19 protein-coding genes and 2 pseudogenes are annotated in these 20,197 nt (G+C 64.6%); 13 read left to right on the top strand and 8 right to left on the bottom strand.

The window, feature by feature from the left end; all coding sequences use genetic code 11:
- Positions 1–3: 3 nt before the first annotated feature.
- Together IVB47_RS26165 and IVB47_RS26160 are read right to left on the bottom strand one after the other, a co-directional pair.
- The gene (locus IVB47_RS26165) at positions 4–576 is read right to left on the bottom strand and encodes a cob(I)yrinic acid a,c-diamide adenosyltransferase (protein WP_247465630.1); all 573 of its coding nucleotides are present in this window, start codon (positions 574–576) and stop codon (positions 4–6) included.
- A 1-nt stretch (position 577) separates the two neighbouring features.
- Complete coding sequence (locus IVB47_RS26160; protein WP_027565622.1) at positions 578–772, bottom strand: twin transmembrane helix small protein; 195 nt, start codon at positions 770–772, stop codon at positions 578–580.
- A 204-nt stretch (positions 773–976) separates the two neighbouring features.
- Here IVB47_RS26160 and IVB47_RS26155 point away from each other — a divergent pair, with 204 nt between their 5' ends.
- Positions 977–1,870, top strand: coding sequence for a YihY/virulence factor BrkB family protein (locus IVB47_RS26155; protein WP_027565623.1), 894 nt, complete (start codon positions 977–979; stop codon positions 1,868–1,870).
- Here IVB47_RS26155 and IVB47_RS26150 read toward each other — a convergent pair.
- Both IVB47_RS26150 and gluQRS read right to left on the bottom strand, forming a co-directional pair.
- Positions 1,797–3,098: an ATP-binding protein gene (locus IVB47_RS26150; protein WP_247465626.1), complete on the bottom strand. Its 1,302-nt coding sequence runs from the start codon at positions 3,096–3,098 to the stop codon at positions 1,797–1,799. The genes IVB47_RS26155 and IVB47_RS26150 overlap by 74 nt on opposite strands.
- Positions 3,099–3,203: 105 nt before the next feature.
- Positions 3,204–4,076, bottom strand: a complete 873-nt coding sequence (gluQRS, locus tag IVB47_RS26145) for a tRNA glutamyl-Q(34) synthetase GluQRS (RefSeq protein ID WP_247465619.1) — start codon at positions 4,074–4,076, stop codon at positions 3,204–3,206.
- A 112-nt stretch (positions 4,077–4,188) separates the two neighbouring features.
- Between gluQRS and IVB47_RS26140 the strand changes: the two genes are divergently transcribed.
- Positions 4,189–4,842 carry a DNA-3-methyladenine glycosylase gene (locus IVB47_RS26140; protein ID WP_027565626.1) on the top strand — a complete coding sequence of 218 codons (654 nt, stop codon included), beginning with the start codon at positions 4,189–4,191 and terminating at the stop codon, positions 4,840–4,842.
- Here IVB47_RS26140 and IVB47_RS26135 read toward each other — a convergent pair.
- Positions 4,839–5,726 carry a LysR family transcriptional regulator gene (locus IVB47_RS26135; protein ID WP_027565627.1) on the bottom strand — a complete coding sequence of 296 codons (888 nt, stop codon included), beginning with the start codon at positions 5,724–5,726 and terminating at the stop codon, positions 4,839–4,841. The two genes, IVB47_RS26140 and IVB47_RS26135, sit on opposite strands and share 4 nt — an antisense overlap.
- A 176-nt stretch (positions 5,727–5,902) precedes the next feature.
- Here IVB47_RS26135 and IVB47_RS26130 point away from each other — a divergent pair.
- From IVB47_RS26130 to IVB47_RS26095, 8 genes and pseudogenes are all read left to right on the top strand, one after another.
- Positions 5,903–6,871: pseudogene (locus IVB47_RS26130) on the top strand (nitronate monooxygenase family protein); the annotation flags it as partial.
- A 36-nt stretch (positions 6,872–6,907) separates the two neighbouring features.
- Positions 6,908–8,092: an ABC transporter substrate-binding protein gene (locus tag IVB47_RS26125; protein WP_247465686.1), complete on the top strand. Its 1,185-nt coding sequence runs from the start codon at positions 6,908–6,910 to the stop codon at positions 8,090–8,092.
- 22 nt (positions 8,093–8,114) lie between these two features.
- Positions 8,115–9,623 (top strand): acyl-CoA synthetase, encoded by a 1,509-nt coding sequence (locus IVB47_RS26120; protein ID WP_247427596.1) that lies wholly within the window; start codon positions 8,115–8,117, stop codon positions 9,621–9,623.
- Between the two features lie 178 nt (positions 9,624–9,801).
- Positions 9,802–10,122, top strand: a complete 321-nt coding sequence (locus IVB47_RS26115) for a PepSY domain-containing protein (protein WP_027565631.1) — start codon at positions 9,802–9,804, stop codon at positions 10,120–10,122.
- Between the two features lie 12 nt (positions 10,123–10,134).
- Positions 10,135–10,764, top strand: coding sequence for a hypothetical protein (locus tag IVB47_RS26110; protein ID WP_247427593.1), 630 nt, complete (start codon positions 10,135–10,137; stop codon positions 10,762–10,764).
- A 236-nt stretch (positions 10,765–11,000) separates the two neighbouring features.
- Positions 11,001–12,776, top strand: a complete 1,776-nt coding sequence (locus tag IVB47_RS26105) for an NAD(P)/FAD-dependent oxidoreductase (RefSeq protein ID WP_247465616.1) — start codon at positions 11,001–11,003, stop codon at positions 12,774–12,776.
- Positions 12,777–12,939: 163 nt separating this feature from the next.
- Entirely contained in the window at positions 12,940–13,917 is a 978-nt protein-coding gene (locus IVB47_RS26100) for a peptidyl-alpha-hydroxyglycine alpha-amidating lyase family protein (protein WP_247465613.1), read from the top strand.
- 214 nt (positions 13,918–14,131) lie between these two features.
- On the top strand, positions 14,132–14,689 hold the full coding sequence (locus tag IVB47_RS26095; RefSeq protein WP_007597381.1) for an HNH endonuclease: 558 nt from the start codon (positions 14,132–14,134) through the stop codon (positions 14,687–14,689).
- Positions 14,690–14,765: 76 nt separating this feature from the next.
- On the opposite strand, the gene IVB47_RS26090 is transcribed toward IVB47_RS26095, so the two are convergent.
- Positions 14,766–15,767 (bottom strand): glycoside hydrolase family 16 protein, encoded by a 1,002-nt coding sequence (locus tag IVB47_RS26090; protein ID WP_247465611.1) that lies wholly within the window; start codon positions 15,765–15,767, stop codon positions 14,766–14,768.
- A gap of 297 nt (positions 15,768–16,064) precedes the next feature.
- On the opposite strand from IVB47_RS26090, the gene IVB47_RS26085 reads away from it, so the two are divergent.
- The 3 genes from IVB47_RS26085 to IVB47_RS26075 all read left to right on the top strand — a co-directional run bounded on the left by IVB47_RS26085 (position 16,065) and on the right by IVB47_RS26075 (position 19,074).
- Complete coding sequence (locus IVB47_RS26085) at positions 16,065–16,286, top strand: dodecin (protein ID WP_018453224.1); 222 nt, start codon at positions 16,065–16,067, stop codon at positions 16,284–16,286.
- Positions 16,287–16,455: 169 nt separating this feature from the next.
- Positions 16,456–18,360, top strand: coding sequence for a sensor domain-containing diguanylate cyclase (locus IVB47_RS26080; protein ID WP_247465606.1), 1,905 nt, complete (start codon positions 16,456–16,458; stop codon positions 18,358–18,360).
- A 66-nt stretch (positions 18,361–18,426) separates the two neighbouring features.
- Positions 18,427–19,074 (top strand): HAD family phosphatase, encoded by a 648-nt coding sequence (locus IVB47_RS26075; protein ID WP_247465603.1) that lies wholly within the window; start codon positions 18,427–18,429, stop codon positions 19,072–19,074.
- 24 nt (positions 19,075–19,098) lie between these two features.
- Here IVB47_RS26075 and IVB47_RS26070 read toward each other — a convergent pair whose 3' ends face one another.
- Positions 19,099–20,067, bottom strand: coding sequence for a dipeptide ABC transporter ATP-binding protein (locus tag IVB47_RS26070; protein ID WP_027565638.1), 969 nt, complete (start codon positions 20,065–20,067; stop codon positions 19,099–19,101).
- Positions 20,064–20,197, bottom strand: a pseudogene (locus tag IVB47_RS26065) (ABC transporter ATP-binding protein); the annotation flags it as partial. The pseudogene IVB47_RS26065 and the gene IVB47_RS26070, both read right to left, overlap by 4 nt.

Genomic DNA, 20,197 nt, shown 5'->3' with positions numbered 1-20,197 from the left:
GGGTCAGCGATTCTGGCCCGGAACCCAGAGCACGTCGCCGCCGCCGTCGTCGTTACTGGCGCGGCTCGCGACGAACAGGAAGTCCGACAGGCGATTCATATACTGGATGCCAGCGGCACCAACGGGCTCTTCCGGCCGGGCCGCTAGTTCCACCATCACGCGTTCCGCCTTGCGGCAAATCGTACGGGCGACATGGAGGTAGGCGGCGGCCGGCGTGCCGCCCGGCAGCACGAAGGAGGTCAGGGGTGCCAGCTTGTCGTTGAGCGCGTCGATGTCGCGCTCGAGCCGCTCGACCTGGCTCGCCACCACCCGTAGCCGCTCCGCCTTGCCCTCACGTTCGGGCACCGCGAGGTCCGCGCCGAGGTCGAACAGATCGTTCTGGATGCGGCCAAGCATCGCGTCGAGCTCGGGCGCATCCCTGGTGTGAAGCCGGACCACGCCGATCGCGGCATTGGTCTCGTCGACCGTGCCGTAGGCCTCGATGCGCAGATCATATTTCGGCCGGCGTTCGCCCGAGCCGAGCGCTGTCGTGCCGTCGTCACCGGTTTTCGTATAGATGCGGTTGAGCACGACCATGTTAACGCCCCATCGCCCACACGGTGACCATCGCGATGACGATCGCCACGAACTGAAGCAGCACGCGCCAGCGCATCAGCTTCTGCGAGGTGCTGGGCGAGCCGCCGCGCATCATGTTGATGAGACCTAGCAGCAGCACCAACGCCACGGCGCCGACCGCGATCGGCAGGATGAAAGTACTCAGAAGAGATGCCATTCGAGGGTAAATAACACCCTCCGCGCCGGTCCGCCATGGCGTTCCCGATCTGGCTTTTAAGCCAATAATATCAGAAGCTAGCTGGATGAATCTGGATTTGCGCGAATTACCCGTCCTCTTCGCCTCTCCCCGCCTGCGGCGAGAGGTCGGAATGCGTTTCCCCCGCGCGGGAAGAGGAAACGACAACAGCAGTGCAGGTGGTGCGTGAAGGCAATCCGTGCCATCTACGTCGTCGCGATGGACGCGTTCTACACGTTCCTGGCCGACGATGGCTGGGCAATCGCGAGCCACATTGCACTGTCGACACTGATGGCGCTGTTCCCGTTCCTGATCGTGCTGACCTCGCTCGCCGGCTTCTTCGGCTCCAAGGAACTCGCGGACCAGGCCGCAAGCCTGATGCTCCAGGTCTGGCCCAAGCAGGTCGCGGATTCGATCTCGGGGGAAGTCCACGACGTGCTGACCACGACCCGCACCGGCCTATTCACCATCGGCGCGGTGCTGTCGGTCTACTTCGCCTCCAACGGCGTCGAGGCGCTGCGGGTCGCACTGAACCGCGCCTATGCGGTCGTGGAGATGCGGCCCTGGTACTGGCTACGGCTGGAATCGATTGCCTACACGCTGATTGCGGCCATCACCGCGCTCGCCATGGCATTCCTGATCGTGCTCGGGCCGCTCCTCATCGAGGCCGCGCGCGCCCACATTCCGCTGTTCGTCGAGTCCAACGAGAGGATCCTCACCTGGCTGCGCTACGGCATCACCGTCGGCGCGCTGGTCGTGGCGCTGATCATCCTGCACACTTGGTTGCCGGCGGGACGGCGCCGGTTCCTGCAGATCCTGCCCGGCATCGTCTTCACCATCGTGGCGTCGCTGATCTCGGGCATCGTGTTCGGGCAGTATCTGGCGCGCTTCGCCAACAATTACGTGACGATGTATGCGGGGCTCGCCTCGGTGATCATCGCGCTGGTGTTCCTGTACTTCATCGCGGCGATCTTCGTTTTCGGCGGCGAGCTCAACGCCGCGATCATCAAGTCGCGGCTTCCTCACGGCGTGTCGCTGCAAGCAGCGCAGTCGCTAGCGCCCGCGGAGACACAGGCTTGACCAAAAAGGCGTCGGCGCCGGCCTCGCGTGAGGCGACTTCGTCTTCGCCGCGGCCGGACACCCCGATGATGGGGATCTGAGCCAGCGGCGTCGCCATGGTGCGGATCCGCCTGATCGCCTCGACGCCATTGATGCCCGGCAGCACCATATCCATCAGCACCGCGTCGAAGGCGCCCTGCGCGAGCCGGTTCACCGCATCCTCGCCGCGCCCGATGAACTCGGCATGATGGCCGAGCTCGGTCAGGATGGTGTTGAGGACGACGCGGCCGAACGGATTGTCCTCGACGCTGAGCAAGCGCAGTGCCGGGACCGCATCCATCTCGGCTTCGCCCTTCGACTTGCTGGACTTGCCCGATCCCGTGGCATCCACCGACACCGTCAACGTGAAGGTGGCGCCGCCGCCGAGCCGAGGGGCGACCGTGATGTCGCCGCCCATCGCGCGCGCCAATTGCTTCACCGAGGACAGGCCCAGGCCGGCGCCGCCGAAGCGCGAGGCAATGGTGACATTGGCCTGGGTAAACGGCCGGAACAGCCGCTTGATCTCGGCCATGGTGAGGCCAATGCCGCTGTCGGACACCGCGAAGGCGATTCCGACCCTGCCTTTGCTCTTTGCTTGGCCTTTGCTCTTGGTGTTGCTCTTGCTCTTGGCGGAACGCCAAGGCGCGACCGTGAGCGCCACGCCGCCGTGCTCGGTGAACTTCACGGCATTGTCGATCAGGTTCTCGAGTGCGGCGCGCAGGCGCACGGGATCACCGACCACCAGCCCGGGCAGCTTCTCCGAGATATTGACCTCGGCCTGGAGGCCCTTGGCCGCGGCGCGACCGGCCAGCGAATCGCCAGCGTTGCGAGCGAGGGTCCGCAGGTCGAACAAATCCTGCCGCAGCGAGCTTCCACCCCCGACCGTCTTCCCGGTCCCCTTGCCACTTCGGGCGGCATCGACGAACAGGGTGGCAAGGTTCGCCAGATGCTCGGCCCCGGCCTTGATCGTGTCGGCCCAGCGTCTTTCCCGTTCCCCGAGATCCGACGTCGCGAGCAGGTCGCTGATCGCGAGAATGCCGGTCAGGGGGGTGCGGACCTCATGGGCAAAGGCGGCAAGCGCGGCCTGGACGACGTCCGGCTCGACCCGCTTGGTGCTGCGCTTGCGCAACCGGGCAGTCGGCCCGGAGCGCTTCCGAGCCACTCGCTTGGACGTCCCCGTAGTGCGCGCTGCGCGCGTTTTCGCCGCCATAACTCCCCTTCGAAGTATCCCCTTCGAACCCCCGGGCCGTCCGGTGAGCATGGCACGGCGGAACACCCGGAGTCACGGCGGCGTTTGGCTAACCCCCAGAGAAACTTAATCTAATCCCACCAGCTGGCGGATACCGGCCGGCGTGGCGCCAGCAGCGCGCAGTTCACGAAGGCCGGTCGAGTTGGTTGATTTCGACAGTTTCCGGCCACCCTGGTCGCGAACTAGCCCATGGTGGCGGTAGACGGGTTCCGGCAGGCGGAGCAGTACCTGGAGCAAACGGTGGACCGAAGTGGCGTGGAACAGGTCTTGGCCCCGCACGATCTCGCTGATGTCCTGGAGCGCATCGTCGACAACGACGGACAGATGGTAACTGGTCGGCGTCTCCTTGCGGGCCACAATGACATCGCCCCAGGCTTCTGGCCGCGCCGGAACGACACCACGCTCACCATCGGGCCCCTCGCCCAGTTCGTTCCAGCTTAGGCCGGCGGCGCGGCGGCAGGCAGCCGCCATATCGAGCCGAAGCGCATAAGGCGCACCGGTGTCGATGAGGCGGTCTCGCTCGTCGGCGGACAGCGATCTGGCGTCGCCGGGATAGAACGGCGCGCCGTCGGGATCGCGCGGCCACGGCCCATCTGCTTCACGCGCCGCAACCAGCCTTGTGATCTCGGCGCGGCTTTCGAAGGCGGGATAGACCAGGCCGAGCGCCGAGAGCCTGTCCAGTGCCGCGCGATACGCGTCGAAATGCTCCGACTGCCGCCGCACCGGCGTCTCCCAGGCGACACCGAGCCAGGCGAGGTCTTCGTAGATCGCTGTCTCATATTCCGGCCGGCAACGCGTCGCGTCGATGTCCTCGATCCGCAGCAAGAGCCGCCCACGGGTCTCGCGCGCGCGGTCGGAATTCAACAGCGCTGAATAGGCGTGGCCGAGGTGCAGAAAACCGTTCGGACTGGGGGCAAATCGGAAAACGGGTGGCGACATATGCACAAATCTCGTCATGGCCGGGCTTACCCGATCATCCATCTTCCAACACTCTGTTACGATAGGAGATGGATGCGCGGGTCAAGTCCGCGCACAACGAGTTCAGCAAGCGATGACCATCCACCTCGAAACCCAATCCGATCTCGAAGAGGCCGTCTATGCGCTGGTCAAGCGCGACCCGCGCCTGAAGCCGGTGCTGGCGACTGCCGGCATGCCGGCGTTGCGGCGGCGCGAGCCTGGCTTTGCGGGGCTTGCCCACATCGTCTGCGGGCAACAGCTCTCGACCGCGAGCGCCGCGGCGATCTGGGGACGGCTGTCGGCGGCGTTCGATCCGTTCGACCACGAGGCGGTCCGCCGCGCCCGCACTGACCGGCTGGGGCGGCTCGGCCTGTCCGCCGCCAAGATCAAGACGCTGAAACATCTCGCGCGCGAGATCACCGCACAGCGGCTGAACCTCGACGTGCTCGCAGAAGAAGACGCCGATGCCGCGCACCACACGCTGATCGCACTGCCCGGCATCGGGCCGTGGACCGCAGACGTCTATCTGCTGTTCTGCCTGGGCCATGGCGACGCTTGGCCGGCCGGCGACCTCGCGGTGCAGGAAGGCATCCGCATCGGGCTCGGCTTGCAGGCGCGGCCGACGGAGAAGCAGATGGCGCCGCTCGCCGAACCCTGGCGCCCCCTGCGCGGCGCGGCGGCGCATCTGTGGTGGAGCTATTATCGCGCGGTAAAAAAACGCGAAGGCGTCATCGCGGGATCAGCTTAGCCCCGCAGCCTAACGCGATCGGTCCGGGCGCAATCGGCGACGAAGTCGATGACGGCCCGCACCGCCGGCAGTTCGACGAGGTCGGGATGGGCGAGCAGCCACAGGTCCGCGATGCTGGCGAGCTTCTGGGGCGCGACACGCACGAGATCGGGATAGCTTTCGGCGACGAAGCACGACAGGGCGGAGATTCCGAGTCCGGCGCGGACCGCCGCCAGCATGTCGCCCTGCGACGAGCAGCGCATCACCACCCTGGCCTGACGCGTGACGACGTCGCTCCAGCGCGCAAGCTGGGCATTGGAGGCCTGATCGGCGAAACCGATGACGCTGTGCCCCTTCCACTCGCCGCGCCGTTCCGGCAGGGACCGCCCGCCGGCGTACTCGCGCGAGGCGTAGAATCCGGTGCCGAGACGGCCGACCTTGCGGCCGACCAGATTTTCCTCGCCGCTGTCGAAAGGCCGCAGCACCACGTCCGCCTCGCGCCGGCGTACGCTGGCCGGAAACGGATGGGTGATGACCTCGAGCTGGACGTGATCATGCGCGCGCAGGAACGCAGGCAGGCACGGCATCAGCCAATGTGAGGCCAGCGTCGCGCCGATCGACAGCTTGACGGTCCCGCGCGCCTTGTGCCCTCCGGCCGAGACTGCCGTCTCCGCCCGCAGCGCGGCCGCCGCCATCACCTCGGCGTGCTCGCGCAGCGTCCGTCCCTCCGCGGTCAGCGCCAGGCCGTCGGCGGCGCGCGCCACCAGCCTGGTACCGAGCTGGGCTTCCAGCGCCGCGATCTTGCGGCTGACGGTGGGATGGCTGCTGTGCAGCCGGCGTGCCGCGCCGGTGAAGCTGCCGGTATCGGCGACCGCGACGAAGGTCTTGCAAAGGTCCCAGTCCATGAGCGGCCTCTGTTCAAATCTGAATAGTCATCCGTTCAATATTGAACGATGGGAGGCCGCACTCCAACCCCTATAATGGCGTGAAGTGAAACATGGGCGGCAACTCGCCCGCGACGATCAAAGGGAAACGCCACGTCATCCGCCCGCCGGCGGGCTGCGTTTTCCGGGAGGACATCATGGCGCTGCCCGCTCTCTTGAAGGATTCGCTCGAGCTGCCCGTGGTCGGCTCGCCGCTCTTCCTCGTCTCGGGCCCTGAGCTGGTGATCGCCCAATGCAAGGCCGGCATCGTCGGCTCGTTTCCGGCGCTCAATGCCCGTCCGGTGGAAAAGCTCGACGAGTGGTTGAGCCGCATCGAGGACGAACTCGGCGAATACAAATCGCTCAATCCCGGCAAGAAGGTCGCACCCTACGCCGTCAACCAGATCTGCCACGCCTCCAACGACCGGCTGATGAAGGACATGGAGACCTGTGTGAAGCACAGGGCGCCCATCATCATCACCTCGCTGCGACCGCCCGCCGAGCTCGTCGAGGCCGCGCATTCCTACGGCGGCCTCGTGTTCCACGACGTCATCAACGTCAAGCACGCGCGCAAGGCGGCCGAGCAAGGCGTCGACGGGCTGATCCTGGTCTGCGCCGGCGCTGGAGGACATGCAGGAACGCTCTCGCCTTTCGCGCTGGTACGTGAGGTCAAGCAATGGTTCGACGGCGCGATCCTGCTGTCGGGCGCAATCAGCGATGGCTTCGCAATCGCCTCCGCGCTGACGCTGGGCGCCGACCTCGCTTATATGGGCACGCGCTTCATCGCGACGAAGGAAGCCAATGCTGACGAAGCCTACAAATCCGCCCTGACGCAGCACGCCGCCCACGACATCGTCTACACCAACCTCTTCACCGGCGTGCACGGCAACTATCTCGGCCCTTCGATCGCCGCGGCCGGGCTCGATCCGGACAACCTGCCGGCCGCGGACAAGACGAAGATGAACTTCGGCTCCGGCGGCAACATGAAATCCAAGGCGTGGCGCGACATCTGGGGCTCGGGCCAGGGTATCGGCCAGATCGCAGACGCGCCGCCAGTCGCCGAACTCGTCGACCGGATGAAACGGGAATTCGACCAGGCCCGACAGGATTTCCTGATGCGCGCCAGCGAAGGATTCGGACCGACAATAAAACGGGAGGATACCATGAAGCTGGCAGCCGCACTGATCGGCATGTCGTTGCTGACGCTTGCTGGCGGCAGCGCCCATGCCGAAGGCAGCGACGAGATTCGCATCGGGCAGACCCTGCCCTACAGCGGTCCGGCCTCTGGCTTCGGCGCAATCGGACGGACGCAGGAAGCGTTCTTCGAGAAGGTCAATGCCGAAGGCGGCATCAACGGCCGCAAGGTCAAGTTCATCACGCTGGACGACGCCTATTCGCCGCCAAAGACCGTTGAGCAGACCCGCAAGCTGGTGGAGCAAGAGGAGGTGCTGATGATGTTCGGTTCGCTCGGCACCGCCACCAACAGCGCCGTGCAGCGCTATCTCAACGCCAAGAAAGTGCCGCAGCTGTTCGTGCTCTCCGGCGCCACCAAATGGGCCGATCCGCAGAAGAACCCGTGGACCATGCCGGGCATGGCGGCCTACGAATCCGAGGGCGTGGTCTATGCCAAATACATTTTGCAGGCCAAGCCCGACGCCAGGATCGCGATCCTCTCGCAGAACGACGATTTCGGCCGCGACTATGTCGCGGGGTTCAAGCGCGCGCTCGGGCCCAAGGCCGCAAGCATGATCATCGCGGAAGCGAGCTACGAGACCAGCGCGCCGACGATCAGCTCGCAGCTCTCGACCTTGAAGGCCTCCGGCGCCAACGTGCTGTTCGGCGTCGTGCTCGGCAAGTTCACCTCGCAGATGGTCAAGGGCGTGGCCGAGATCGGCTGGAAGCCGGAGCTGTTCTTCGTGCCGACCTCGGCGTCGTCGATCTCTTTCCTGGAACCGGCAGGGCTCGACAACGCGGTCGGTCTGATCTCGTCGAGCAACCAGAAGGACACGATGGACCCGCAATGGGCCGACGATCCCGGCGTAAAGGAATACTTCGCCTTCATGAAGCGCTACATGCCGACCGCGGACCTCTCCAACTCCAACTACGCCGCGGGCTATCACTATGCCACGCTGCTGATGACCGTGCTGAAGGCGTGCAAGGACGATGTCAGCCGCGACAACATCATGCGCCAGGCGGCCTCGCTGAAGGATGTGAAGCTGCCGCTGCTGCTGCCGGGAATGGCTGTTGCGACCGGCCCCGACGACTATCTGCCGTTCCAGCAGCTTCAGCTCCGGCGTTTCAACGGCAAGAGCTGGGTCGGCTTCGGCGACGTGCTGGATGATCGCTAGACGAGCGGAATGAGGAGACGCCATGATCATCAGCGGCGAACGCCAGATCAGCTATGACGACATCCGGGCCCGGATCAAGCGGGTGATGAGCGGCTTCCGTGCCCTGGGGCTTGCGGAGGCAGCGCCGGTCGCGATGATGCTGCGCAACGATTTCGCCCTGTTCGAGGTGGTTGCCGCTTCCGCCGCGCTGGGCAGTCCGGTGGTGCCGATCAACTGGCATCTGAAAGCCGAGGAGGTCCGTTACATCCTGGCCGACAGCGGGGCGAAGATCCTCGTCTGTCATGCCGATTTGCTGCCGCAGATCCGCGACGGCATACCGGCGGATGTCCTTCTCCTGGTCGTCGCGACGCCGCCCGAACTCGCGGCGACCTTCTCGATCCCTCGGGAGCTGACCGAGATCCCTGTGGGACTGACCGATTGGGACCGCTGGCGCGACGACCATCCGCAAGCGCAGGAGCCACCGCGCCGGGCGGCAGCGATGATCTACACGTCGGGGACTACGGGCATGCCGAAGGGTGTGCGGCGCATGCCGATGCAGCCCGAACAGGCGGCCGCCTCGGAACGCGTGGGCGGGATCGCCTATGGCATCAAGCCGCGGGAAGACCAAATCGTGCTGATCAACGGGCCGATGTATCACTCGGCGCCGCATTCCTACGGCATGCTGGCGTTCCGCAGCGCTTGCACCATCATCCTCCAGGCGCGGTTCGATGCCGAGGAGCTGCTGGCGCTGATCGAGCGCCACCGCGTCACGCACATTCACATGGTACCGACCATGTTCGTCCGGCTGCTGCGGTCGCCCGAAGCGGTCAGGCAGCGTTACGACCTGTCGTCGCTGCGTTTCGTCGTGCACGGCGCCGCGCCCTGCCCGCCAGACGTCAAGCGCGCCATGATCAACTGGTGGGGACCCGTCATCAACGAATATTTCGGTTCCACGGAGACCGGGATCCCGGTCTGGCACTCGGCCGAGGAAGCCTTGAAAAAGCCCGGCACGGTCGGCCGCGCCATCGAAGGCGGCATCGTCAGGATCTTCCGCGATGACGGCAGCCCGTGCGGTGCCAACGAAGTCGGCGAAATCTACATGCGCCAGACGGCAGTGCCCGATTTCGACTATCACGGCAGGACGCAGGCAAGGGCCGAGGCCGGCCGCGACGGTCTCGTCAGCGTCGGCGACGTCGGTTACCTCGACGAGGACGGCTATCTGTTCCTGTGCGACCGCAAGCGCGACATGGTGATCTCCGGCGGCGTCAACATCTATCCCGCCGAGATCGAGAACGCGCTGATCGGAATGCCCGGCGTGCGCGACTGTGCCGTGTTCGGCATACCCGACGCGGAATTCGGCGAACAGCTGTGCGCCTTTGTCGAGCCTGAATCGGATGCCGGGCTCTCGGCCGACGCTGTCCGATCGTTCCTGCGCGAGCGGCTTGCCAATTTCAAGGTGCCGAAGGACGTCGAATTCCGCGACGCGCTGCCGCGCGAGGCAACGGGAAAGATTTTCAAGCGCAAGCTGCGGGAGCCCTATTGGGCGACGTGAAAACAGGCGACGCGTCCGAGAGTGCGAGACCGTATTAACGGGAACGAGTGGCAATCGTTCCTGGGCCTCTTCAATATCGAGCAATTTGAAGACGCGCGCTTCCGTCGCAAAATGGAAGAGCAACCAATTCGAATCTCGTCTGTTATCGACCGGCACAATCACTGCCGGAGGATAAACTATGTCACGTCTAATTTCGCTCGCTGCGGCTCTCCTGCTGCTCGGATCGGTACCCGTAAGCGCGCAGTCGCAAAAGGCACAAAGCGGCCCGGGCAACAATGCGGTCAACAGCTCTGATCACAACAACTCCAACGCACCGGTCGCAGGCCGCAACAGCTTCACCGAGGGCCAGGCGAAGTCGAAGATCGAGGGCGCGGGCTATTCCAATGTTTCCGGCCTGCAAAAGGACGACAACGGCGTCTGGCGCGGCAAGGCCGACAAGGCCGGGACCAAGGCGGACGTGAGCGTCGATTTCCAAGGCAACGTGAACCCCGCCAAGTAAGGAGGATAAAACATGACCACCACCATTTCTCGACTCTATGACACCTATTCGGATGCGGAACGTGCGGTCAGCCGCCTGGAGGCCGCGGGCGTGCAGCACTCCGACATCAGCATCGTCGCGAACAATTCCGATAATTGGTACGGCTCATCCACCGGCAAGGTCGACCGCGATCGCGACGGCGTCGACGATCGCGCCGAAGGCGCCGGCACGGGTGCCGGCATCGGCGCGGGCCTCGGAAGCGCGGCGGGCCTGCTTGCAGGACTCGGCTTGCTGGCCATTCCGGGACTCGGACCGGTGGTTGCCGCCGGATGGCTGGCTTCGACCGCAGTTGGTGCCGCGGCCGGCGCCGCGACGGGCGGCATCGTCGGCGCGCTGACCGAAGCCGGCGTCTCCAAGGACGATGCGTCGCGCTACGCGGAGGGCGTCCGTCGTGGCGGAACGCTGGTATCGGCGCGGGTCCCCGACCAGGACCGCTCACGGCTCGATGCTCTTCTGCACGAAAAGGCCGTGAACCTGCAGGAACGGAGCACCGCCTGGCAAAAATCCGGCTGGAACGGCTTCGATGCCGCAAGCCCGCCGCTGTCGCCTGACGATGTCGGCCGTGAGCGCGAGTTGTACGGCAATGGGATGCGGGGCAGATAAGGATCCGCGAACCAAAACGACAGCACGAGGAGGCTCCACTCAGGTGGAGCCTTTTTCGTCATACACCTCTCTCGTTCCGCGAGCGTGCGGCGGGCATCTCGCAGCGCTCACCGGCGTATTCCGCCTGAGCAGGGCCACATGCTTTCGCTGCTCGGGTAAAGCGCTTTCGATACCCCTCCTTCCAGTATAGCTTTCGACCCTAGAGGAAACGCCGCGAAGACGGCACGAGGTCGCGCATGCTGGACAGGACCAAGGATATTGCCGCATCCGCGCAGGCCTGGCTCGACGAATTTGAGCGCACGCTTGGCGCACCCGATGGCGCTGGGCTGGATCGTCTTTTCCTCGCCGACAGCTATTGGCGCGACGCGCTGGCACTCAGCTGGAACCTGCAAACGATCGCCGGCGGCGATTCGATCAAGCGGGAGCTGACAACGCTCGCCGCACGGGTCGCGCCGGGCAGCTTCAAGATCGCGCCGAACCGGGCGCCGCCGCGCTGGGTCACGCGTGCCGGGACCAACACGATCGAGGCGATCTTCAATTTCGAAACCGCATTGGGACGCGGCAGCGGCATCGTCAGGCTTGTGCCCGACGCCGCCGACGGCGACCGCCTGAAAGCGTGGACGCTCCTTACCGCGCTCGACGAGCTCAAGGGCTTCGAGGAGCAGCTCGGCACCTCGCGGCCGCGCGGCCAGGCCTATTCGCGCGACTTCCGTGGACCGAACTGGCTCGACCTGCGCAACGCCTCGCGCGACTACGCCGCTCGCGATCCTACCGTGCTGGTGGTCGGCGGCGGCCAGGCCGGACTCGCGATTGCGGCGCGGCTGAAGCAGTTGAAGATCGACAGCCTGATCGTCGATCGCGAGGCACGGATCGGGGACAATTGGCGCAAGCGCTACCACGCGCTGACCCTGCACAACCAGGTGCAGGTCAATCATTTGCCCTACATGCCGTTTCCTCCGAGCTGGCCGACCTATATTCCCAAGGACAAGCTCGCCAACTGGTTCGAAGCTTATGTCGAGGCGATGGAGCTCAACTTCTGGACCGACACCGAATTCGAAGGGGGCGCCTATGACGATGCCAAGGGCAATTGGACCGTCACGTTGCGACGTGCTGACGGTGGCAAACGGACCATGCACCCGCGCCATGTGGTGATGGCAACCGGTGTCAGCGGCATCGCCAATGTGCCTTTCATCCCGACACTCGACAACTTCAAGGGCACGCTGCTGCATTCGAGCCGCTACGAGGACGGCGAACACTGGACCGGCAAGCGCGCCATCGTCATCGGCACCGGCAACAGCGGTCACGACATCGCGCAGGATCTTCACTCCAGCGGCGCCGAAGTGACGCTGGTGCAGCGTTCACCTACGCTCGTCACCAATATCGAGCCGTCGGCCCAACTCGCTTATGCGACCTACAATGAGGGCACGCTCGAGGACAACGATCTGATCGCGACCTCGATGCCGACACCGCTTGCGAAGAAGACCCATGTGATGCTGACGGAGCAGTCGAAGCAGCTCGACAAGGAGCTGCTCGACGGCTTGCGGCGCGTCGGCTTCAAGCTCGATTTCGGCGAGGCCGGCACCGGCTGGCAGTTCAAATATCTCACCCGTGGGGGCGGCTATTATTTCAACGTCGGCTGCTCCAACCTCATCGTCGAGGGCGCGATCAAGCTCAGGCAGTTTTCCGAGATCGAGAGCTTCGTCGCCGAGGGCGCCCGGATGAAGGACGGCGCGACTATTGCCGCCGATCTGATCGTGCTCTCGACCGGTTACAAGACGCAGGAATATCTGGTGCGGAAACTGTTCGGCGACGGCGTCGTCGACCGGGTCGGCCCTATCTGGGGCTTTGGCGACGGCCTCGAGCTGCGCAACATGTATGCACGCACCAGGCAGCCCGGCCTCTGGTTCATCGCCGGCAGCCTCGCGCAATGCCGGATCAACTCGAAATATCTAGCGCTCCAGATCAAGGCGATCGAGGAAGGGATTTTGGGGCGTGAGGCGGGCGCAATTTGAGCCTGCTCGCATTGCGAGCGAAGCGAAGCAATCCAGGCTGCGGCGAGCGCAGCGAAGCAATCCAGAATCCGTGCCGCGGAAATAGCTGGATTGCTTCGCTGCGCTCGCAATGACAGTGTGGAAACGATCGCGCATCGCCGACACCAATAAGAGGAGAACACCCATGCCAGCCATTCTCGGCACCGGCGAGCACCGCTACCGCGTCGTTGAGAATTTCGCAAAGCTGCCGGACGGATGGCAGCTCACCGACGTCGCTTCGGTCGCCGTCGACAGCAAGGACCGCGTCTACGTATTCAACCGCGGGGCCCATCCGATGGTGGTGCTGGACCGCGAGGGCAATTTCTTGCGCAGTTGGGGCGAAGGCGTGTTCTCGCGCGCCCATGGCCTGCACATCGATGCCGACGACAATCTCTATTGCACCGATGACGGCGACCACACCGTGCGCAAGTGCACCACCGACGGAAACGTGCTGCTGACGATCGGCATTCCCGAGAAGCCGTCGCCGTTCATGAGCGGCGATCCGTTCCACCGCTGCACCCACACCGCGCTGTCGCCGAAGGGCGAAATCTACGTCTCCGACGGTTATGGCAATGCGCGCGTGCACAAATTCACGCCCGACGGCAAGCTGATGACAAGCTGGGGCGAGCCCGGCACCGACCCCGGCCAGTTCAACATCGTGCACAACATCGCCACCGATGCCGACGGCTTTGTCTATGTCGCCGACCGCGAGAACCATCGCGTTCAGGTGTTCGACGGCAACGGCAAGTACGAGACGCAGTGGAACAATCTGCACCGCCCTTGTGCGCTATGCTGTTGCGGTGGGGCTAAGAGCCCGACCTTCGTTATCGGGGAACTCGGCCCTGGCCTGGCGGTCAACCGCAAGGTACCCAATCTCGGCCCGCGGTTGTCGATCGTGGACGCCAAGGGCAACCGCATCGCGCGGCTCGGCGGCGAGGCAGGCCCGGGCGTTGCGAGCGGAAAATTCCTGGCACCGCACGGCATTGCACTGGATTCCAGGAGCGACATCTATGTCGGCGAGGTCGGCGTCACCGACTGGAAGACCAGCTTTCCGGATGAGGAGATGCCGGCCGCGGTGCGCGCGACGCGATGTTTGCAGAAGCTGGAGCGGGTGCGGGAGTAGCTGCCTCGGCACATCCACATCGCGCTGTCAGGACGACGCTGCCTCCGCGGCCTCGGACCTGGAAATCACGGCGTTTTTCGCGTTTTGCCACCCCCCGGCCGCATTGCTTGCGCCGGAATAAGTCGCTCAACGGGCTTCACAATCCCGTCACGCTGCATGTAGTATGTCAGTTACGTGCTGCTTCGCAGCGTACATTGGAGGCCAGGAGCGTTACTTGAACGCACATGTCTCGCAAGGCCATTGGCCGGTGTTGGTGCTGAATGCGGACTTCCGGCCGCTGAGTTACTACCCACTGTCTTTGTGGTCGTGGCAGGACGCGATCAAGGCGGTATTCCTCGACCGCGTCAACATCGTCGCGCATTACGATCAGGCGGTCCATAGCCCCACGCTGCAAATGCAGCTACCGAGCGTTGTCTCGCTCAAATCCTTCGTCAAGCCGACCACCCACCCTGCCTTCACCCGATTCAACGTCTTCCTGCGCGATCGTTTCGCCTGCCAATATTGCGGCTCGCCCGAAGACCTCACCTTCGACCACATCATCCCGCGCAGCAAAGGCGGCCAGACCACCTGGGAGAACGTGGTTGCGGCGTGCTCGCCCTGTAATTTGCGCAAGGGCAATCTGACGCCGGTGCAGGCCAAGATGTTTCCACGCCAGCACGCGTTCGCGCCGACCGTGCACCAGCTCCACCGCAACGGCCGCCTCTTCCCGCCGAACTATCTGCACGACAGCTGGTTGGATTATCTCTACTGGGATACGGAGCTGGATCCGTAGCGTCGGCGTGCAGGCCCTCTCGGCGGTCCATGGTTGACTCGCGCCGCTCAACGCCGGGAGAGATCAGCGAGCTTCGCTATCTGGGCGCCTGCTCCAGATCGATCTGATAGACGGAAATCCGGTCGATCTCGAATGCGACGGTAGGCGGCGACTCCGCGTCGACCGGACCGACGCCGAGAAAGAATTTCGATCCGATCGCGAGATTGACGATCATGTACATGGGATCGTCGAAACCGATCGGCACCTTGATGTCGGACACCGGCCTGCGATCGATGAAATAGACCAGGCGATCCTCCTCCCACAGCACGCCGTAAGTGTGGAATGCGCTCGACGCGTCGCCGACCGCGAAGTCGAAGCCGCAGGACTGGATCTTCTGGGTCGAGGGAATCCGCCAATGCGTCGTCATCACGAGATCACCCGGCTTTTCGCCGCGGCCTTCCAGCACGTCGACCTCCGGCGGCCAGCCGCCGTCATCCGCCAGCATCCAGAACGCCGGCCATACCGCATGTCCGACCGGCACCTTGGCGCGGATCTCGAAATAGCCGTGCTTCTGCGCGAACGTGCCCTGGGTCGTCAGTATCCCGGAGATGTACTCGTTGTCGAACAGCACCGGCTTCAAGCCCGGCGGCGTGCGGCTGGCGACGATCGACAGCACGCCGTCCTTGACCTTGAAGGGATCGAGCCCGAGCGGCGCCGCCGCGCGCCCGGCGTAGCGCGGATCGACATAGATCTGTTGCTCGCCATTGGCGCTGGTCTTGCGCTTGAATTCGGAGCCGTCGCCACCCCAGTAGCGCGCCTCCGGCCAGGCCGCACCGCCGGCGTAATGCGGCACCCAGCGTCCGTTCGCCAGCGGATGCTCGTCAAAATCCTCATTGAAGGTCCGGCGTAGCGGCAAGAAGACCAGCGAGGCCGGATTGACCTCCTCCAGCCGACGGCACTCGATGGTGGAGGGATCGGTCGTGACCTGCAGCGACATGCTCAACGGGGCACCGTCGAGATCGTCCTGCGCGATGGCCGGCGCAGGCACTACGCAGAGACCGATCGCAGCAAGAGCGCCCCTCGTCCAACGCGCGATCATCACCACTCTTCGAAGATGCCAGAGGAAGAGCTGAAGTTAGCTCGCCCATATCGGGACGGGCAAGAGCGGGCCCGCGACCGCGCGCCAATTCGGGAGCGCCACTCGCCCACGCCATCCAGATTTTCGTGCACTAATAAAAAATGGAGCACCGCGCGCGGCAGGCGACCGGCGGGTCTCCCTCGGGGACGGAACTCGAAGCGCCGGCATCCGTTCAGAGTCGAGGCCGGATGTCGCGCGGACGCCAGTTGTCCGCGACAGACATATCCGGCCCCGCCACAGCACAAGGGGAGAATAGTGATGGCCACAAGCGAGACGGATCACGTCTACAAGATCCTGGAACTGGTCGGATCGTCCGAGACTTCGATCGAGGATGCGATCAAGAACGCGGTCAGCCGGGCCGCAAAGACCGTTCGCGAGATGAAATGGTTCGAGGTTGTGCAAACGCGCGGCCATATCGAGAATGGTGCCGTGCGCCACTACCAGGTGACGCTGCGGGTCGGCTTCACGCTGGATGAGTAAGGCAGAAAACGCCGGGCGAAGCCGACGCCCGACGCCAGCCTGGTTAGCTCGACAATAGCTCCGTCCATTGCCGAGGATTGTTCCAACCGGAAGCGCACAATCCGCGCGGATGTTGCAACAGGCCGTTAAGGCCAAAGTGAGAGGTTTGCGCCGAAATGGAGCAAGCCTGATGACCACGGGTCGCGAACTCGGAAAGACTCGCCTTCCGCTCTGGGCAGCGGGTTTCGTCATCTTGACCTGCTTCGCCATCCTCGGCTTGAGCGCCTGGCGTGAATGGGAAACACGCGATGCAGATCTCAAGAACGCCGAGATCGACGTCGCCAATCTGGCGCATTCGCTGATCCAGCACGCGGACGACACCTTCGAACTCGTTGATACGATCCTCGTCGGGTTAGTCCATCGGCTCGAAATCGATGGGACCGGTCCGGACACGATTACAAAGCTTCAGGCCTATCTGCCGACACGAAAATCATCGGACCGGATCCGCGGCATCTTCGTTTACGACGCGACCGGGCAGTGGCTTGCCACGACGGAGCGCCTCGACTTCTCCAAGCTCAACAACAGCGACCGCGGATATTTCCAGCGTCATCGCGCCTCGCTCGAGATGGGCACGTTGATCGGACCGCCCGTGAAGAGTCGAGCCGGCGGCCAATGGGTCGTCACCGCGTCCCGCCGGATCAACGATGCCGACGGCGGCTTCGCCGGCGTTGCCCTGCTCACGATCGACGTCAGCTATTTTGTCAAGTTCTACGAGCGGTTTGACATCGGTCCGAACGGCTCGACGTCGCTGCTCAACGATAGCGGCATCATGCTGGCGCGCAGCCGTGACGACAGCGGCGCCTTTGTCGGACGCGACCTGTCCAGCGCGCCCTTGTTCAAGGGATGGGGAAGTCGTCCCGCCGCAGCAGTCTACTATTTCAAGTCGCCGCTCGATGGCGTCCAGCGGCTTAGCTATTACCAACGCAGCAGCCGCTATCCCCTGATGGTGCTGGCGAGCAAGTCGCGGGACGACGTGCTGGCGCCCTGGCGGCAAGCCGCGGCAGCGCGCACCACCTTCGTCCTCGGCCTCGTGCTGCTGATCGCGGTGATCGGCTTCTACCTGGTCCGTCAGCTCGTACAGCGGCAGCGCATGGCCCAGGCCCTCGTCGTCAACGAAGCAAACTTCCGTCTGTTAGCCGAGCAATCCAGCGACATGGTGACCCGGATCGGGCTGGACAACCGGCTGCTCTACGTTTCCCCCTCGTACGTACGCATCACGGGCTGGTCGTCCGACGAACTGCTGTCCACTTCGGCCTTGGCCGGCATTCACGCCGACGACATGGAGCGGGTCGAGCAGGCTATCGCCGCGCTGAGGAATGGCGAGGCCGAGGAGGCGCGGTTCGTCTATCGCCAGCGTCACCGCGACAAGGGCGAGATCTGGGCGGAGGCGGCGTTGCACGTGACCCTGGCGTCGGACAGCGGCGAGATCGACGGCGTCGTCGCGGTGGTGCGCGACATGACGGAGCAGAAGGATCTTCAGGACAAGCTCGCCTCACTCGCAACGACCGACGGCCTTACCGGCCTCGCCAACCGCCGCACATTCGACGAGCGTCTCGCGGACGAATGGGCGCGCGCCAGGCGCGACGGCACGCAGCTCTCGCTCCTGCTGATCGATGTCGATTATTTCAAGAAGTTCAACGATCATTACGGCCATCTGGCGGGCGACGGATGCCTGCGCGCGCTGGGCCGGATCCTGTCAGCGCACACCAAGCGCCCGGCCGACCTCGCGGCGCGCTACGGTGGCGAAGAATTCGCCGTGCTGTTGCCGAACACCGGTCCCGAGGGCTGCGCCGAGGTCGGCGATGGGATTCGCAAGGCGCTGCACGATCTCGCCATGCTGCATGCGCAAAGTCCCCCCTCGCGCCTGGTGACCGCAAGCGTTGGCGGCGCGACGAGTCTGCCATCCCAAACCACGGCGGACTGCAGCACGCTGGTCGCCGCCGCCGACCGCGCGCTCTACGCCGCCAAGGACAACGGCCGTGACCGGCTGGTGATGTCGGGACAGGTCGTTCCCTGGCCCGCCAGGAGCGCGTGACGGATCGACCGTTGCGCCGGATTTGTCGCCTGCGCCCCAGCGCGTTATGACTTGGATCACGGCCGGATGTTCGGCCAATCCGAGAGTGCCGCTGTGACTGGTAGAATCAAACTCGTCCTCTTCGACATGGACAATGTCCTCTGCGACTACGACAGGGCAAAGCGTGTCGCATGGCTGGCGAAGCTTGCGGGGACCACGAACGAATCCGTCCACAAGGCGATCTGGGACAGCGGCTTCGAGCTGCTCGGCGATTCCGGCACTCTCGACGCCGCGGACTATTTGCGGGGTTTCGGCGAGCGCATCGGCTATCCGCTGTCACTGGACGAGTGGATCGAGGCCCGACGCCGTTCAATGCAGGCCGATCTTGCGATGCTGGAGATTGCCGGCAGCTTGCGTCAAACCGTCGACATTGCCGTCCTGACCAACAGCACCACGCTGGTCGCCGACCATGTCGCTGCGCTGCTGCCGGAATTGCCGCCGCTGTTCGGCAAGCGAATCTACGCCTCGGCCCGGTTCAAGACGGCGAAGCCGGACCCGCGCTGCTTCCGCCTCTGTCTGTCGGAGCTCGACGTCAAACCGGAGAGCGTCCTGTTCGTCGACGATCTCATGGCCAATGTCGCCGGCGCGCGAGAGGCGGGCCTCTTCGCGCATCACCACACCTCGGTTGAGGCTTTCAAGCAGGCCCTGTCGGAGCACGGCCTGCTTCACGCTTGAATGCGCGCTCCGCTTTTCCCGGCGTCAGGCGAGATGGCACGCCACAAAGTGCCCCCCCGCTCCCTCCTTCAGCTCCGGTGCGCTTTCCGCGCAACGCGGCTGAGCGATAGGACAGCGGGTGTGGAAGTGGCACCCCGACGGCGGCTTCATCGGGCTCGGAACGTCGCCCTTGAGGCGGATGCGCTCGCGCTTGAGCTTGGGATCGGGCACCGGCACCGCTGACAACAGCGCCCTCGTGTAGGGATGCTGCGGATTGCGGTAGAGGTCGCTGGCCTTGGCGAGCTCGACGATACGGCCAAGATACATCACCGCGACGCGGTCGGAGATGTGCTCGACCACCGACAAATCGTGCGCGACGAAGAGATAGGTGAGGTTCAATTCAGCCTGGAGATCTTCCAGCAAGTTGATGACTTGCGCCTGGATCGAGACATCGAGCGCGGACACCGGTTCGTCGCAGACGATCAGTTTCGGCTCGACCGCGAGGGCGCGCGCGATCACGATGCGCTGGCGCTGGCCGCCGGAAAACTCATGCGGATAGCGGCGCATGTGCTCGGCCTTGAGACCGACCTTCACCAGCAGGCTCGCAACGCGATCCTCGCGCTCCTTGGCCGATGAGCCGAGCTTGTGGATGACGAGCGCCTCGCCGAGGATGGCGCCGACCGTCATGCGCGGATTGAGGGAGGCGAACGGATCCTGGAACACGAGCTGCATGTTCCGCCGCATCGCGCGCAAATCGGTGCCGCCGAGCTGGCCGACATCCTGGCCGTCGAACACGACCTCGCCGTCGGTCGGCTCGATCAGGCGCAGCACGCAGCGTCCCGTCGTCGACTTCCCGCAGCCGGATTCGCCGACGAGGCCAAGCGTCTCGCCGCGATTGACCGAGAACGAGACCCCGTCGACCGCATAAACGCTGCCGACCTGACGCGACAACAGGCCGCCATGCACGGGAAAATATTTCTTCAGGCCGCTGACGCGGAGCAAGGGCTCGGTCATGCTGCGCCTCCCAACTGCGTATCTCCCAGATGACAGGCCATGCGGTGGCCGGGCGCGATCTCGCGCAGCAACGGCTCCATCTCGGTGCAGACGCTCATGGCGTGGCGGCAGCGCGGCGCGAAGCGGCAGC

It is taken from the genome of Bradyrhizobium sp. 62, from assembly GCF_023073035.1.
Taxonomy (GTDB): Bacteria; Pseudomonadota; Alphaproteobacteria; order Rhizobiales; family Xanthobacteraceae; genus Bradyrhizobium.
This window is presented reverse-complemented; position numbering and strand designations above follow the sequence as displayed.